11 protein-coding genes and 1 tRNA gene are annotated in these 13,085 nt (G+C 59.9%); 8 read left to right on the plus strand and 4 right to left on the minus strand.

Features of this window, described 5'->3' with window-relative positions:
• Positions 1-70: 70 nt before the first annotated feature.
• The 4 genes from QRN33_RS13600 (at position 71) to QRN33_RS13615 (ending at position 4,420) form a co-directional block, all read left to right on the plus strand.
• The gene (locus QRN33_RS13600; RefSeq protein ID WP_285409024.1) at positions 71-937 is read left to right on the plus strand and encodes a pirin family protein; all 867 of its coding nucleotides are present in this window, start codon (positions 71-73) and stop codon (positions 935-937) included.
• A gap of 227 nt (positions 938-1,164) precedes the next feature.
• Positions 1,165-2,607 (plus strand): mechanosensitive ion channel family protein, encoded by a 1,443-nt coding sequence (locus tag QRN33_RS13605; RefSeq protein ID WP_252875895.1) that lies wholly within the window; start codon positions 1,165-1,167, stop codon positions 2,605-2,607.
• A gap of 83 nt (positions 2,608-2,690) precedes the next feature.
• Entirely contained in the window at positions 2,691-3,485 is a 795-nt protein-coding gene (xth, locus tag QRN33_RS13610; RefSeq protein WP_227974070.1) for an exodeoxyribonuclease III, read from the plus strand.
• A gap of 101 nt (positions 3,486-3,586) precedes the next feature.
• Positions 3,587-4,420 (plus strand): arylamine N-acetyltransferase family protein, encoded by an 834-nt coding sequence (locus QRN33_RS13615; RefSeq protein ID WP_285409028.1) that lies wholly within the window; start codon positions 3,587-3,589, stop codon positions 4,418-4,420.
• Here the strand turns inward: QRN33_RS13615 and QRN33_RS13620 are convergent.
• A complete protein-coding gene (locus QRN33_RS13620; RefSeq protein ID WP_042609414.1) occupies positions 4,417-4,752 on the minus strand; it encodes a BrnA antitoxin family protein in 336 nt (111 codons plus the stop codon). The genes QRN33_RS13615 and QRN33_RS13620 overlap by 4 nt on opposite strands.
• 301 nt (positions 4,753-5,053) lie before the next feature.
• On the opposite strand from QRN33_RS13620, the gene QRN33_RS13625 reads away from it, so the two are divergent.
• The gene (locus tag QRN33_RS13625; RefSeq protein ID WP_285409030.1) at positions 5,054-6,577 is read left to right on the plus strand and encodes a nucleobase:cation symporter-2 family protein; all 1,524 of its coding nucleotides are present in this window, start codon (positions 5,054-5,056) and stop codon (positions 6,575-6,577) included.
• Positions 6,578-6,776: 199 nt separating this feature from the next.
• On the opposite strand, the gene QRN33_RS13630 is transcribed toward QRN33_RS13625, so the two are convergent.
• A tRNA-Asn gene (locus tag QRN33_RS13630) sits at positions 6,777-6,852 on the minus strand.
• 220 nt (positions 6,853-7,072) lie between these two features.
• Between QRN33_RS13630 and QRN33_RS13635 the strand changes: the two genes are divergently transcribed.
• The gene (locus tag QRN33_RS13635; protein ID WP_042609416.1) at positions 7,073-7,303 is read left to right on the plus strand and encodes a hypothetical protein; all 231 of its coding nucleotides are present in this window, start codon (positions 7,073-7,075) and stop codon (positions 7,301-7,303) included.
• On the opposite strand, the gene QRN33_RS13640 is transcribed toward QRN33_RS13635, so the two are convergent.
• Both QRN33_RS13640 and QRN33_RS13645 read right to left on the minus strand, forming a co-directional pair.
• Entirely contained in the window at positions 7,300-7,500 is a 201-nt protein-coding gene (locus QRN33_RS13640; RefSeq protein ID WP_016773917.1) for a hypothetical protein, read from the minus strand. The two genes, QRN33_RS13635 and QRN33_RS13640, sit on opposite strands and share 4 nt — an antisense overlap.
• A 247-nt stretch (positions 7,501-7,747) precedes the next feature.
• Positions 7,748-8,944, minus strand: coding sequence for an amino acid aminotransferase (locus tag QRN33_RS13645; RefSeq protein WP_285409033.1), 1,197 nt, complete (start codon positions 8,942-8,944; stop codon positions 7,748-7,750).
• Positions 8,945-9,281: 337 nt separating this feature from the next.
• Between QRN33_RS13645 and uvrB the strand changes: the two genes are divergently transcribed.
• Together uvrB and gltX are read left to right on the plus strand one after the other, a co-directional pair.
• Positions 9,282-11,297, plus strand: coding sequence for an excinuclease ABC subunit UvrB (uvrB, locus tag QRN33_RS13650; protein ID WP_042609418.1), 2,016 nt, complete (start codon positions 9,282-9,284; stop codon positions 11,295-11,297).
• A 215-nt stretch (positions 11,298-11,512) separates the two neighbouring features.
• Entirely contained in the window at positions 11,513-12,994 is a 1,482-nt protein-coding gene (gltX, locus tag QRN33_RS13655; RefSeq protein WP_016773920.1) for a glutamate--tRNA ligase, read from the plus strand.
• Positions 12,995-13,085: the final 91 nt, after the last annotated feature.

Here is a 13,085-nt window from a genome sequence, read left to right on the forward strand (position 1 = left end):
TTTCACCCTCTAGTCGAATATTCGATATGCCTTTAGGCTGAATCCAATGCAATGACACATTGGAGACCCCATGAAAAACATCATCGGCATCTACACCAGCCCGCGCGGCCATTGGGTCGGCGATGGTTTCCCGGTGCGCACGCTGTTTTCCTACGACAACCTGGGCAAGCACATCAGCCCGTTTCTGTTGCTCGATCACGCCGGACCCGCCGAATTCACCCCGACCACAGAACAGCGGGGCGTCGGCCAGCACCCGCACCGTGGTTTCGAAACCGTGACCATCGTTTATGACGGTGAAGTGCAGCACCGCGACTCCACTGGCAGTGGCGGCACCATCGGCCCGGGTGACGTACAGTGGATGACCGCAGCGTCCGGCATTCTCCATGAAGAGTTTCATTCGGAGAACTTCGCCAGAACCGGCGGCAAGCTGGAAATGGTCCAGCTGTGGGTCAACCTGCCGGCCAAGGACAAAATGGCCGCGCCGGGTTACCAGACCATTCTCGATCGGGATATTCCGAACATCGCGCTCGGGGACGACGCCGGCAGCGTGCGTCTGATCGCCGGTGAATTCGCCGGGCACACCGGCCCGTCGCGGACGTTCACGCCCATCGACGTCTGGGATCTGCGCCTCAATGCCGGCAAGTTGCTGACGCTTGATTTGCACGAAGGACGCAACACCGCGCTGGTGGTGTTGAAGGGCTCGGTGCAGGTCAACGGCGCGGAATCGGTGGCAGTGGGGCAGTTGGCGCTGTTCGAACGCGATGGTGATCGACTCACCCTGCAAGCCAGCGAAGACGCTGTGGTATTGCTGCTCAGCGGCGAGCCGATCGACGAACCGATCGTCGGCCATGGCCCGTTCGTGATGAACACCGAGCAGGAAATCCACCAGGCCTTTGCCGACTTCCAGTCCGGGCGCTTTGGCCAGATGCACGGCTGACGCTGAGCTTTACTGGCAACTGAAACGCCCCTGTGGGAGCGAGCCTGCTCGCGAATGCTCTGATCCAGTCTAAGAGGTAGTGACTGACAGGACGCCTTCGCGAGCAGGCTCGCTCCCACAGGTTTTTCAGCGTTTTCGAGACGCTGGTCATTCGCCGAAATCAATTGCTCCTACACTGAGCCAATCTGTGCGATCTTCTCGCGATTGGCCTTTGTCGGAGTTGTTTGATGCTGTCTCTGCTGACCGAACATCCGTTGTTTTGCGCATTGATCCTGATCCTGCTCGATCTGGGCCTGTGGCGGCTGATCAGCTCTCGCGGCAGCGAATGGAAACTGCTGGTGCGGGTGCTGATTTTCGCCCTGTTCAGCATTGTTCTGTTCAACGAAGGCCTCAACCCGATGGAGCCGGCTCCGTGGGCCGACAACGTGCCGTTGCATCTGGCGGCGACCGGGTTGCAGATCGGTTGGTGGCTGTTCGGCGCGCGCACCCTGACGGTGTTGATCGGTGCGGTGATGATGCAACGGGTCGGCCACACCGGCCGATTGTTGCAGGACTTGCTCGGCGCGGTGATTTTCCTCATCGCGATCATTGCGGCGCTGGCATACGTGCTCGATCTGCCGGTCAAAGGCGTGCTGGCGACGTCCGGGGCGTTGGCGATCATCGTCGGTCTGGCCTTGCAGAGCACGTTGAGCGACGTGTTCTCCGGGATCGTCCTCAACACCACCAAGCCCTATCAACTCGACGACTGGATCTCGATCGACGGCACCGAGGGCCGCGTCACCGACATCGACTGGCGCGCCACGCGTTTACAGACCAGCCAGGGCAGCATGGCAGTGATTCCCAACTCGCTGGCGGCCAAAGCCAAGATCATCAACTTCAGTCGCCCAAGCAACATGTTCGGTGTTTCGGTCAGCGTGCCTGTCAGCCCCCATGCCCGGCCCAGCTCGGTGATCGAGGCGCTGGAGCGAGCGATGCAGGGCTGCCGGCAGTTGCTCGACACACCCGCGCCCAGCGTGGCGCTGAAAAGCTCTGCCAGCGGCGGCGCGGAATACGAGATCAGCGGGTTCGTCGCCTCGATGGGCGAGAAGCGCGTGGTGCGCAATCAGCTGTTCGACCTCGCTTACCGACATTTGCAGGCGTCCGGGGTCAATCTGCTGTCGAGCACCGAAACCAGCGCCGCGCCGTATTTGTCGCGGCCACGGGCGCTGCTGGAAAGCTCGCCGATCTTCTCGACCCTGCGCGAAGAAGAGAAAGACACCTTCAGCCAGAACATGACCCTGCAAACCTTCCGCGCCGGCGAGACGATTCTGGCGGGCGGGGAGGTCAGCGATCATTTGTTCATCATTGAATCCGGCGTGGTTTCCGTGACGCTCAAGCGCCACGGCGCGCCACTGGAGTCCGGACGCATGGGGCCGGGCGAGGTGATCGGCGAGGCCGGGATCCTCTCGGACACCGCGCTGCCGGCGGATTTTTCCGCGAAGACTTTCTGCGCCCTGTATCGCATCGAGAAGTCCTACCTGAAACCCTGCCTGGACGCGCGCCACGACATCCACGATGCGATGCAGGCATTGCTCGATTTCCGCCTGCACAAGGCGCAATCGCTGACCGAGGAAGCGCCCGTAGTCGCGCCAAAAAGAGGCTTTCTGCAGTGGTTGCGTAATCGCGTCTGAGCTATCTCTGCGTCATTCGATGCAACCTGGGCGGCGCTCGCGGGGTCACAATTTTCAATCCCACCGGGCAGGAGTTGCGGACGATGAAAAACCTGCGAATCGCCACCTTCAACGTCAACGGCATGCGTGCGCGGCTGCCGAATCTGCTGGAATGGCTCGAGCGCGAGCAGCCGGACATCGCCTGTCTGCAAGAACTGAAATCGGTGGACAGCGCGTTTCCCGCCGCAGAACTGGAAGCGGCCGGTTACGGTGCGATCTGGCAGGGCCAGGCATCATGGAATGGCGTGGCGATTCTGGCGCGGGATGCGCAACCTCTGGAAAGTCGGCGTGGTTTGCCGGGTGATCCCGATGACACTCACAGCCGCTATATCGAAGCGGCGGTGCATGGTGTGTTGGTCGGTTGCCTGTATCTGCCCAATGGCAACCCGCAGCCGGGGCCGAAATTCGATTACAAACTGGCTTGGTTCGAACGCCTGATCAGATACGCCAAAGACTTGCAGAGCAGCGATCATCCGGTGGTGCTGGCCGGTGACTTCAATGTCGTGCCCACCGACATGGACATCTACAACACCCGCTCGTGGCTCAAGGATGCCTTGTTGCAACCGGAAAGCCGCGAGTGCTACCAGCGGCTGCTGGATCAGGGATGGACCGATTCCCTGCGCCACGTGTATCCCGAAGAACGCATCTACACCTTCTGGGATTACTTCCGCAATCATTGGCAAACCAACTCCGGCCTGCGCATCGATCACTTGCTGCTCAACCCGGCATTGGCTCCGTATCTGCATGACGCCGGCGTCGACGCCTGGGTGCGCAACGAGTCGCACGCCAGTGACCATGCACCGACATGGATTCGTATTGGCTCGCGGAAAAAACGCTGAGCGGGCGATTGGCGAAATCAATTGTCGCAAGCCGTGCTCGATCCCGTATACAGGGCAACATTCACGCAGTGTTCTGCGGCCCCATGCATAAGGACTGAGCAATGAGTGCGCCACGGCTGACCAATACCAATCTGTACTTGCAACGCCTGGGATTCGACACAGCGCCGCCGCCGACGCTGGACACGTTGCGTCAATTGCAGCTGCGCCATACCGCTGAGTTTGTTTTCGAAAATCTGGCAACCATCAGCGGACTGCCGGTGTTGATCGACCTGGTCTCTATCGAAGACAAAGTGCTACGGCAGGGGCGGGGCGGCTACTGTTATGAGCTCAACCATTTGTTCTATGCGCTGCTGCTTGAACTGGGTTTTGAGGCGCGCGGCATCAGCGGTCGCGTGGTGATGAATCAACCGGAAGGCAGTTGGACGGCGCGCACGCATCGCTTGAGCCTGGTCACTATCGACGACACTCGCTATATCGCCGACGTCGGCTTCGGCGGCATGGTACCAACGGCACCGCTGCTGCTCGACAGCGAAGATGAGCAATCCACTGCGCACGAACCCTACCGCATCGACAAGCAGACCGATGGCTACTTGCTGCGCGCCAAGGTGGCAGGAGAGTGGCGACCGATGTACCTGTTTGATCTGCAACGCCAGGAAGACATCGATTACACCGTCGGCAACTGGTACGTCTCGACCCATCCAGAATCACCTTTCGCCCAGCGCCTGATGGTCGCGCGTACCGGCGATGGCTGGCGCAAGACCCTGAACAACGGCAGTTTTGCCATTCACCCGATGGGGGCAGAAAGCCAGCGGCGCGAAGTGGCGGACGTCGACGAGTTGATGGGGTTGCTGCGGCATGAGTTTGATCTTCAGTTGCCTGAATCACCCGGCGTGCGACAAGCGCTGGCTCGGGTAATCGCGCCAGTACCGGTCTAGGGCTTCACGTCAGGCTCCAGCACGCGACGGATTTCGCCGATGGCTGCCGAGAGCTTTCGCTCGAGACTCTTGAGATCGGTAGCGGTGATGCCTTTCTTGAATTGCCCCGTTAAACCTGAATCGTCAGCGCGCTCCGGCTGGCGTGCGCCATCAAGCAGAGCATGGCGAAGGGTATTGTTGATCACAGTCTGGTAGCCAAAGCCTTCGGTTTCTGCGGCGGTGCGCGCCGCTTCGATCACCGCGTCATCAAGCATGATGGTGATGCGCGTCTTGCCCTTGCTCGGCGCTACTGCGCCGCGTTTGCCTGCAGAAAAGTCATATTCGTCTTTCATCGGTCAAGCCTCCTTAACTCCCGTCGTTAATAAATCCCACTGATTTCACTATGCATACATTATATGCATAAAAAAGAACGCGACTCTACCGTCGGTCGCCGTGAACACTTCAGCCTGGTGGGCACTGGCGCGAACGCAGCACGCATGTGTTGCCGGGTTTGTGGGCGCGAAAGCCGCGGGCCAAAAGCTTGGGTGGCTACCTAGCCATTATGTGACCGATAAGTTGTATACAACTCTATGGACATTTGTCCTGATGATTGAATACAGTGTGCGCATAACAAAAACCAGGGAACCCCCCACCATGAAAACGCCCCATGTTTCACACCAACGGCCCGAGGACGAAAACCTCGGGGTCGGCGCGAATATGGCTTACGGCCTGCAACATGTTCTGACCATGTACGGCGGTATCGTTGCGGTGCCACTGATCATTGGCCAGGCGGCCGGTCTGTCGCCGGCGGACATTGGTCTGTTGATTGCTGCTTCATTGTTTGCGGGGGGGCTGGCGACATTGCTGCAAACCCTGGGTCTACCGTTTTTTGGCTGTCAGCTGCCGCTGGTTCAGGGCGTGTCGTTCTCCGGCGTGGCGACCATGGTCGCGATTGTCAGCAGCGGCGGGGAGGGCGGTTTCCAATCGGTGCTGGGCGCGGTGATTGCCGCCTCGTTGATCGGCTTGCTGATCACGCCCGTGTTCTCGCGTGTCACCAAGTTCTTCCCGCCGCTGGTCACCGGCATCGTGATCACCACCATCGGCCTGACGCTGATGCCCGTTGCCGCACGCTGGGCAATGGGTGGCAACAGCCACGCGCCGGACTTCGGCAGCATGCAGAACATCGGCCTGGCGGCGGTGACGCTGGTGCTGGTGTTGCTGCTTAGCAAGGTCGGCAGCTCGACCATTTCGCGGTTGTCGATCCTCCTGGCCATGGTCATCGGCACGGTGCTGGCGGTGTTCCTCGGCATGGCGGATTTCTCCAGTGTCACCACCGGCCCGATGTTCGGCTTCCCGACGCCGTTCCACTTCGGCATGCCAACCTTCCATTTCGCCGCGATTCTGTCGATGTGCATTGTGGTCATGGTGACCCTGGTGGAGACCTCGGCGGACATCCTCGCCGTGGGTGAAATCATCGGCACCAAGGTGGACTCGAAACGCTTGGGCAACGGCCTGCGTGCCGACATGCTGTCGAGCATGTTTGCGCCGATCTTCGGTTCGTTCACGCAAAGTGCTTTCGCGCAGAACGTCGGGCTGGTGGCGGTGACCGGGATCAAGAGCCGTTTCGTGGTCGCCACCGGCGGCGTGTTCCTGGTGGTCCTCGGCCTGCTGCCGTTCATGGGCCGGGTGATTGCCGCTGTGCCGACGTCGGTACTCGGCGGCGCGGGAATCGTGCTGTTCGGCACCGTGGCCGCGAGCGGCATCCGCACGTTGTCGAAGGTGGATTACCGCAACAACGTAAACCTGATCATCGTTGCCACCTCGATCGGTTTCGGCATGATCCCGATCGCCGCGCCGAACTTCTACGATCATTTCCCGAGCTGGTTCGCGACGATTTTCCATTCGGGCATCAGCTCGTCGGCAATCATGGCGATCCTGCTCAACCTGGCGTTCAACCACTTTACGGCTGGCAACTCGGATCAGCAGTCGGTGTTTGCCGCAGCGGAAGAGCGCACCCTGCGTTATCGCGATCTGGCCGCGCTGCGTGAAGGCGACTACTTCAGCGACGGCAAGCTGCATGATTGCGATGGCAAGGAGGTACCGGTGATCGAGCCGGATGACCACGACCATGGGCATGGCGCGCCGAAGGTGCAGGTGAAAAGCAGCGAACATGTCTGACTGCTGCTGAAGACAGAAGGGCCGATCTGGTTGTACAGATCGGCCTTTTCGTTTGCAGATTAAAAGATCGCAGCCTTCGGCAGCTCCTACATCGCGATCAGCGTTTCCTTGTAGGAGCCGCCGAAGGCTGCGATCTTTTGATCTTTTCAGGCGCCCACAAAAAAGCCCCTGAACCTTGCGATTCAGGGGCTTTGCTATTTGGCTCCACAACCTGGACTCGAACCAGGGACCCAGTGATTAACAGTCACTTGCTCTACCAACTGAGCTATTGCGGAATTGGTGCGTATGTTACTGATTCAAAAAGAGAAGTCAAGCGTCGCCTGGCGTTTTTTGCGTTTCGCCTGGACAGACGGTGTTTTGTCAGCGATTGGCGGTTACCAGAATGGCCTCAGAGGTCTACCATGGCAGCCCGGAAGTGGTCACACGCGCTGCCGGCCATTCGCCGCAAAGGTACGCGCCAATGATTCAAATCACTCGCAACACCGAGGTGCTCGCATGAGTACCGCACAGATCAGCCTGCCCAAAGGCATCGGCCCGCACGCCGAGAAACTTTTCGATGCCATCACCGGCGCCAGCACCGCCGAAGAATTGAATCGCGCCGGCGGCAAGGCCGAGGGTTTCGTGCTCGGCCTCGAAAGCAGCAAGGCCATCAAGAGCCAGATCGCCGAATCCCTGTATGTGATTTACGACGACGCCGCCGCTCAGCGCTCGGCCGAACTGGCTTAACTGCCGAAGGTGATCGTGCCGAGCATCAGCTTGGCATAGGCCGCCGTCGCCGCCAGTTGCACCAGCCACAGGGCCAGGCCGCCGAGGAATACCCCGGTGGCCACTTGCAGCACCAGGCTCTTTTCACGCTTGGCCGGGGCGCGCGGGATGAAATCATCCAGATCGTCACGGTCGGCGCGCAGGTTGTCGTTTTTCATTTGGGTTCTCTCAAAATTCTCGGGTGTACGCAAAACCGGTAGGAGCTGCGGAACGCTGCGATCTTTTGATATTGATCTTGATCTTAAAAAACAAGATCAAAAGATCGCAGCCTCGTTTCACTCGTCAGCTCCTACGAGCTCCTACGGTTCTGATTTGTGTGCAGTCTAGAGGGTGTGGACATCATTCCGGGACAAATAAAAACGGGAAGCCGTTCAAGGCTTCCCGTTTTTTGATCACGCGGCGAAATCAGATGACCTGCACGATCGCGTCCGTCACAGCCTTGATGTTGCTCTGGTTCAGTGCGGCCACGCAGATGCGGCCAGTGTCCAGGGCGTAGATGCCGAACTCGTTACGCAGGCGATGCACCTGTTCGGTGGTCAGGCCGGAGTAGGAGAACATGCCGCGCTGACGACCGACGAAGCTGAAATCGCGGCCCGGAGCTTTCTCTGCCAGCAGGGCAACCATCTGCTCGCGCATGCCGCGAATGCGCAGACGCATCTCGGCCAGCTCGGCTTCCCACTGCGCACGCAGTTCCGGGCTGTTGAGTACGGCGGCAACGATGCTGGCGCCGTGGGTCGGCGGGTTGGAGTAGTTGGTGCGGATCACGCGTTTGACCTGCGACAGCACGCGCGCGCTTTCTTCTTTCGATTCGCTGATGATCGACAGCGCGCCTACGCGCTCGCCGTACAGCGAGAACGACTTGGAGAACGAGCTCGAGACGAAGAAGGTCAGGCCGGATTCGGCGAACAGGCGCACGGCAGCGGCGTCTTCATCGATACCGTCGCCAAAGCCCTGGTAGGCCATGTCGAGAAACGGTACGTGTCCCTTGGCCTTGACAACGTCCAGCACGTTTTTCCAGTCCGTTGGGGTCAGGTCGACGCCGGTCGGGTTGTGGCAGCAAGCGTGCAGGACAACGATCGAGCCGTTCGGCAGGGCGTTGAGGTCGTCGAGCATGCCGGCACGATTTACGTCGTGGGTGGCAGCGTCGTAATAACGGTAGTTCTGCACCGGGAAACCAGCGGTTTCGAACAGCGCGCGGTGGTTTTCCCAGCTTGGATCGCTGATCGCCACGACAGCGTTTGGCAGCAGTTGCTTGAGGAAGTCGGCACCGATTTTCAGTGCGCCAGTCCCGCCGACCGCCTGGGTCGTGATGACGCGACCGGCGCTGATCAGCGGCGAGTCGTTGCCGAACAGCAGTTTTTGCACGGCCTGGTCGTAGGCAGCGATGCCATCGATCGGCAGGTAACCGCGCGAAGCGTGTTGAGCGACGCGAATCGTCTCGGCTTCGATCACCGCGCGCAGCAGTGGAATTCGCCCCTCTTCGTTGCAGTACACGCCCACGCCCAGGTTGACCTTGGTGGTCCGGGTATCGGCGTTGAATGCTTCGTTGAGGCCCAGGATTGGATCGCGGGGTGCCATTTCGACAGCGGAGAACAGGCTCATTATTACGGCGGCTCTGAATGGAGAGTGGAGGGACGTGTCGCGCTCCAGCCGAATGCACTAGAGCGGTGCACAAACGGGGAGCTAGTATAGAGGCCATCACCGCGCGATGGCGACAGGCGAATCGGCTTTTGCGGTAAGTTTTTCCGATTATTTCTTGACCGTTAGTCGATTGGCTTTGTCAGAGTCTTTACCGGATGTAGGACGTTTGCCTTGAAAGGTCAGGCAATCGCCACCACATTAAGCACAATCCAGGTTTTTTCTTGCGCGACATCGGTCGTTTGCGGTCGTCCTCGTGGTGCTCCGTCTGACGCGGAACGCCACGATTCCAGAGGTGTGTATGTCGGAATTCCAGCTAGTCACCCGCTTCGAGCCTGCCGGCGATCAGCCGGAAGCCATTCGCCAGTTGGTTGAGGGCATTGATGCCGGGCTGGCGCACCAGACACTGCTCGGTGTGACCGGCTCGGGCAAGACCTTCAGCATCGCCAACGTCATCTCCCAGGTACAGCGTCCGACGCTGGTTCTGGCGCCGAACAAGACCCTGGCCGCGCAGTTGTACGGTGAGTTCAAGGCGTTCTTCCCGAACAACGCCGTTGAATACTTCGTTTCCTATTACGACTACTACCAGCCCGAAGCCTATGTGCCGTCGTCCGACACCTTCATCGAGAAGGACGCGTCGATCAACGACCACATCGAGCAGATGCGACTGTCCGCGACCAAAGCATTGCTGGAGCGCAAGGACGCGATCATCGTCACCACGGTGTCGTGCATCTATGGTCTGGGCAGCCCGGAAACCTATCTGAAAATGGTCTTGCACGTTGATCGTGGCGACAAGCTCGATCAGCGTGCGCTGCTGCGGCGCCTGGCGGATCTGCAATACACCCGCAACGACATGGATTTCGCCCGGGCGACGTTCCGCGTGCGTGGCGACGTCATCGATATCTTCCCGGCGGAATCCGATCTGGAAGCGATCCGCATCGAGCTGTTCGATGACGAGGTCGAGAGCATTTCCGCGTTCGATCCGCTGACCGGCGAAGTCATTCGCAAGATGCCGCGCTTCACCTTTTATCCGAAGAGTCACTACGTGACACCTCGTGAAACCCTGCTCGACGCCATCGAAGGCATCAAGGTCGAACTGCAGGAGCGTCTCGAATACCTGCGCAGCAACAACAAATTGGTAGAGGCCCAGCGCCTGGAGCAGCGTACCCGTTTCGACCTCGAGATGATTCTCGAACTGGGTTACTGCAACGGCATCGAGAACTACTCGCGCTACCTGTCCGGGCGGCCATCCGGCGCGGCGCCACCCACGCTTTACGATTACTTGCCCGCCGACGCGCTGTTGGTAATCGACGAATCTCACGTGAGCGTGCCCCAGGTTGGCGCGATGTATAAGGGCGACCGTTCGCGCAAGGAAACCCTGGTCGAGTACGGTTTCCGCCTGCCGTCGGCGCTGGACAACCGGCCAATGCGTTTCGACGAATGGGAAGGGGTCAGCCCGCAGACCATTTTCGTATCCGCAACCCCCGGCAACTACGAAGCCGAGCACGCCGGGCGCGTGGTCGAGCAGGTGGTACGGCCGACCGGTCTGGTCGACCCGCAGGTTGAAGTTCGGCCGGCGCTGACCCAGGTCGACGACTTGCTCTCGGAAATCACCAAGCGTGTGGCGATCGAAGAGCGCGTGCTGGTCACCACGCTGACCAAGCGCATGGCCGAAGACTTGACTGATTACCTCGCCGACCACGGCGTGCGCGTGCGTTACCTGCACTCGGACATCGACACTGTCGAACGCGTCGAGATCATCCGCGATTTGCGCCTTGGCGTGTTCGATGTGCTGGTCGGGATCAACCTGCTACGTGAAGGCCTCGACATGCCGGAAGTGTCGCTGGTAGCGATTCTCGATGCCGACAAGGAAGGCTTCCTGCGTTCCGAGCGCTCGCTGATCCAGACCATCGGCCGCGCGGCGCGTAACCTCAATGGCCGGGCGATTCTCTACGCTGATCGCATGACCGGGTCGATGGAGCGGGCGATTGGCGAGACCGAGCGCCGTCGTGAGAAGCAGATCGCCTTCAACCTGGAAAACGGCATTACTCCGAAAGGCGTGTTCAAGGACGTCGCCGACATCATGGAAGGCGCCACGGTACCGGGCTCGCGCAGCAAGAAGCGCAAAGGCATGGCTAAGGCCGCCGAAGAGAACGCCAAGTACGAAGCCGAACTGCGCTCGCCCAGCGAAATCACCAAACGCATCCGCGCACTGGAAGAGAAGATGTATCAGTTGGCGCGGGATCTGGAGTTCGAAGCGGCAGCGCAGATGCGCGACGAGATTGCCAAACTGCGCGAACGATTGCTCACCGTTTGATTTTCATCGCCTGACCGGCCTCTTCGCGAGCACGCTCGCTCCCACAGAGCAATTGCCTGTCCCTGTGGGAGCGAGCCTGCTCGCGAATGGCCTTCACACAATCGCAAGGCCTTGGGGCATCTGGCTTAAATACCCTGCCCGCTGGAGCGGGGCCGGTGTCGCCTGTTACCATTCGCCGCTTGATTGTTCTGCTCTTCATTTTTTCGAGACATGCCATGACCACCGTCCGCACTCGCATCGCGCCATCGCCTACCGGGGACCCCCACGTAGGTACCGCTTACATCGCATTGTTCAACTACTGCTTTGCCAAGCAGCACGGCGGTGAATTCATCCTGCGCATCGAAGACACCGATCAGTTGCGCTCGACCCGCGAGTCCGAACAGCAGATCTTCGACGCCCTGCGCTGGCTCGGCATCGACTGGAGCGAAGGCCCGGATGTCGGCGGCCCGCACGGCCCATACCGGCAGAGCGAGCGCGGCGATATCTATCAGAAGTACTGCCAGCAACTGGTCGATATGGGCCATGCGTTCCCGTGCTTCTGCACCGCTGAAGAACTCGATCAGATGCGCGCCGAGCAAATGGCTCGCGGCGAAACCCCGCGCTACGACGGCCGCGCACTGCTGCTGTCGAAAGAAGAAGTCGCCGCGCGCCTGGCCGCTGGCGAACCTCACGTGATCCGCATGAAAGTGCCGAGCGAAGGCGTCTGCGTGGTGCCGGACATGCTCCGTGGCGACGTCGAGATCCCGTGGGATCGCATGGACATGCAAGTGCTGATGAAGACCGATGGCCTGCCGACGTACTTCCTCGCCAACGTCGTCGATGACCATCTGATGGGCATCACCCACGTCCTGCGTGGCGAAGAATGGCTGCCATCGGCGCCAAAACTGATCCTGCTTTATGAATACTTCGGCTGGGAACAACCAGAGCTGTGCTACATGCCGCTGCTGCGTAACCCGGACAAGAGCAAGCTGTCCAAGCGCAAGAACCCGACCTCGGTCACGTTCTACGAGCGCATGGGCTTCATGCCCGAAGCCATGCTCAACTACCTCGGCCGCATGGGCTGGTCGATGCCGGACGAGCGCGAGAAGTTCTCGCTGCAGGAGATGGTCGACAATTTCGACCTCAAGCGTGTTTCCCTCGGTGGGCCGATCTTCGATATCGAGAAATTGTCGTGGCTCAACGGCCAGTGGCTGCGCGATCTGCCGGTGGAAGAATTTGCCGCCCGCGTGCAGAAGTGGGCGTTTAATTCCGAATACATGATGAAAATCGCGCCCCACGTCCAGGGTCGCGTCGAAACCTTCAGCCAGGTCGCACCGCTGGCGGGATTCTTCTTTGCCGGCGGCGTTAACCCGGATGCCAAGCTGTTTGAATCGAAAAAGCTCTCCGGCGATCAGGTTCGCCAGTTGATGCAGCTGATCCTGTGGAAGCTGGAAAGCCTGCGTCAGTGGGAGAAGGACAGCATCACCGCGACGATTCAGGCGGTGGTGGAATCGCTTGAGCTGAAACTGCGCGACGCGATGCCGCTGATGTTTGCCGCGATCACCGGCCAGGCCAGTTCGGTGTCGGTGCTTGATGCGATGGAAATCCTTGGCCCGGACCTGACCCGTTTCCGCTTGCGCCAGGCGATTGACCTGCTGGGTGGCGTGTCGAAGAAAGAAAACAAAGAGTGGGAAAAGCTTCTGGGCGCCATCGCTTGATTGCTTTTGCTTCTCTGTAGGAGCTGCCGAAGGCTGCGATCTTTTGATCCTGTCTTCGGCGTTTCTCCCGAATTTACGGGGGAGGGCGGTA

This window comes from Pseudomonas sp. FR229a (assembly GCF_030209115.1).
Classification (GTDB): Bacteria; Pseudomonadota; Gammaproteobacteria; order Pseudomonadales; family Pseudomonadaceae; genus Aquipseudomonas; species Aquipseudomonas moraviensis_A.

Coding starts and splice junctions, on each gene's coding strand:
- QRN33_RS13600 (WP_285409024.1), top strand. CDS start 71: ATGAAAAACATCATCGGCATCTACACCAGCCCGCGCGGCCATTGGGTC.
- QRN33_RS13605 (WP_252875895.1), top strand. CDS start 1,165: ATGCTGTCTCTGCTGACCGAACATCCGTTGTTTTGCGCATTGATCCTG.
- xth (WP_227974070.1), top strand. CDS start 2,691: ATGAAAAACCTGCGAATCGCCACCTTCAACGTCAACGGCATGCGTGCG.
- QRN33_RS13615 (WP_285409028.1), top strand. CDS start 3,587: ATGAGTGCGCCACGGCTGACCAATACCAATCTGTACTTGCAACGCCTG.
- QRN33_RS13620 (WP_042609414.1), bottom strand. CDS start 4,752: ATGAAAGACGAATATGACTTTTCTGCAGGCAAACGCGGCGCAGTAGCG.
- QRN33_RS13625 (WP_285409030.1), top strand. CDS start 5,054: ATGAAAACGCCCCATGTTTCACACCAACGGCCCGAGGACGAAAACCTC.
- QRN33_RS13635 (WP_042609416.1), top strand. CDS start 7,073: ATGAGTACCGCACAGATCAGCCTGCCCAAAGGCATCGGCCCGCACGCC.
- QRN33_RS13640 (WP_016773917.1), bottom strand. CDS start 7,500: ATGAAAAACGACAACCTGCGCGCCGACCGTGACGATCTGGATGATTTC.
- QRN33_RS13645 (WP_285409033.1), bottom strand. CDS start 8,944: ATGAGCCTGTTCTCCGCTGTCGAAATGGCACCCCGCGATCCAATCCTG.
- uvrB (WP_042609418.1), top strand. CDS start 9,282: ATGTCGGAATTCCAGCTAGTCACCCGCTTCGAGCCTGCCGGCGATCAG.
- gltX (WP_016773920.1), top strand. CDS start 11,513: ATGACCACCGTCCGCACTCGCATCGCGCCATCGCCTACCGGGGACCCC.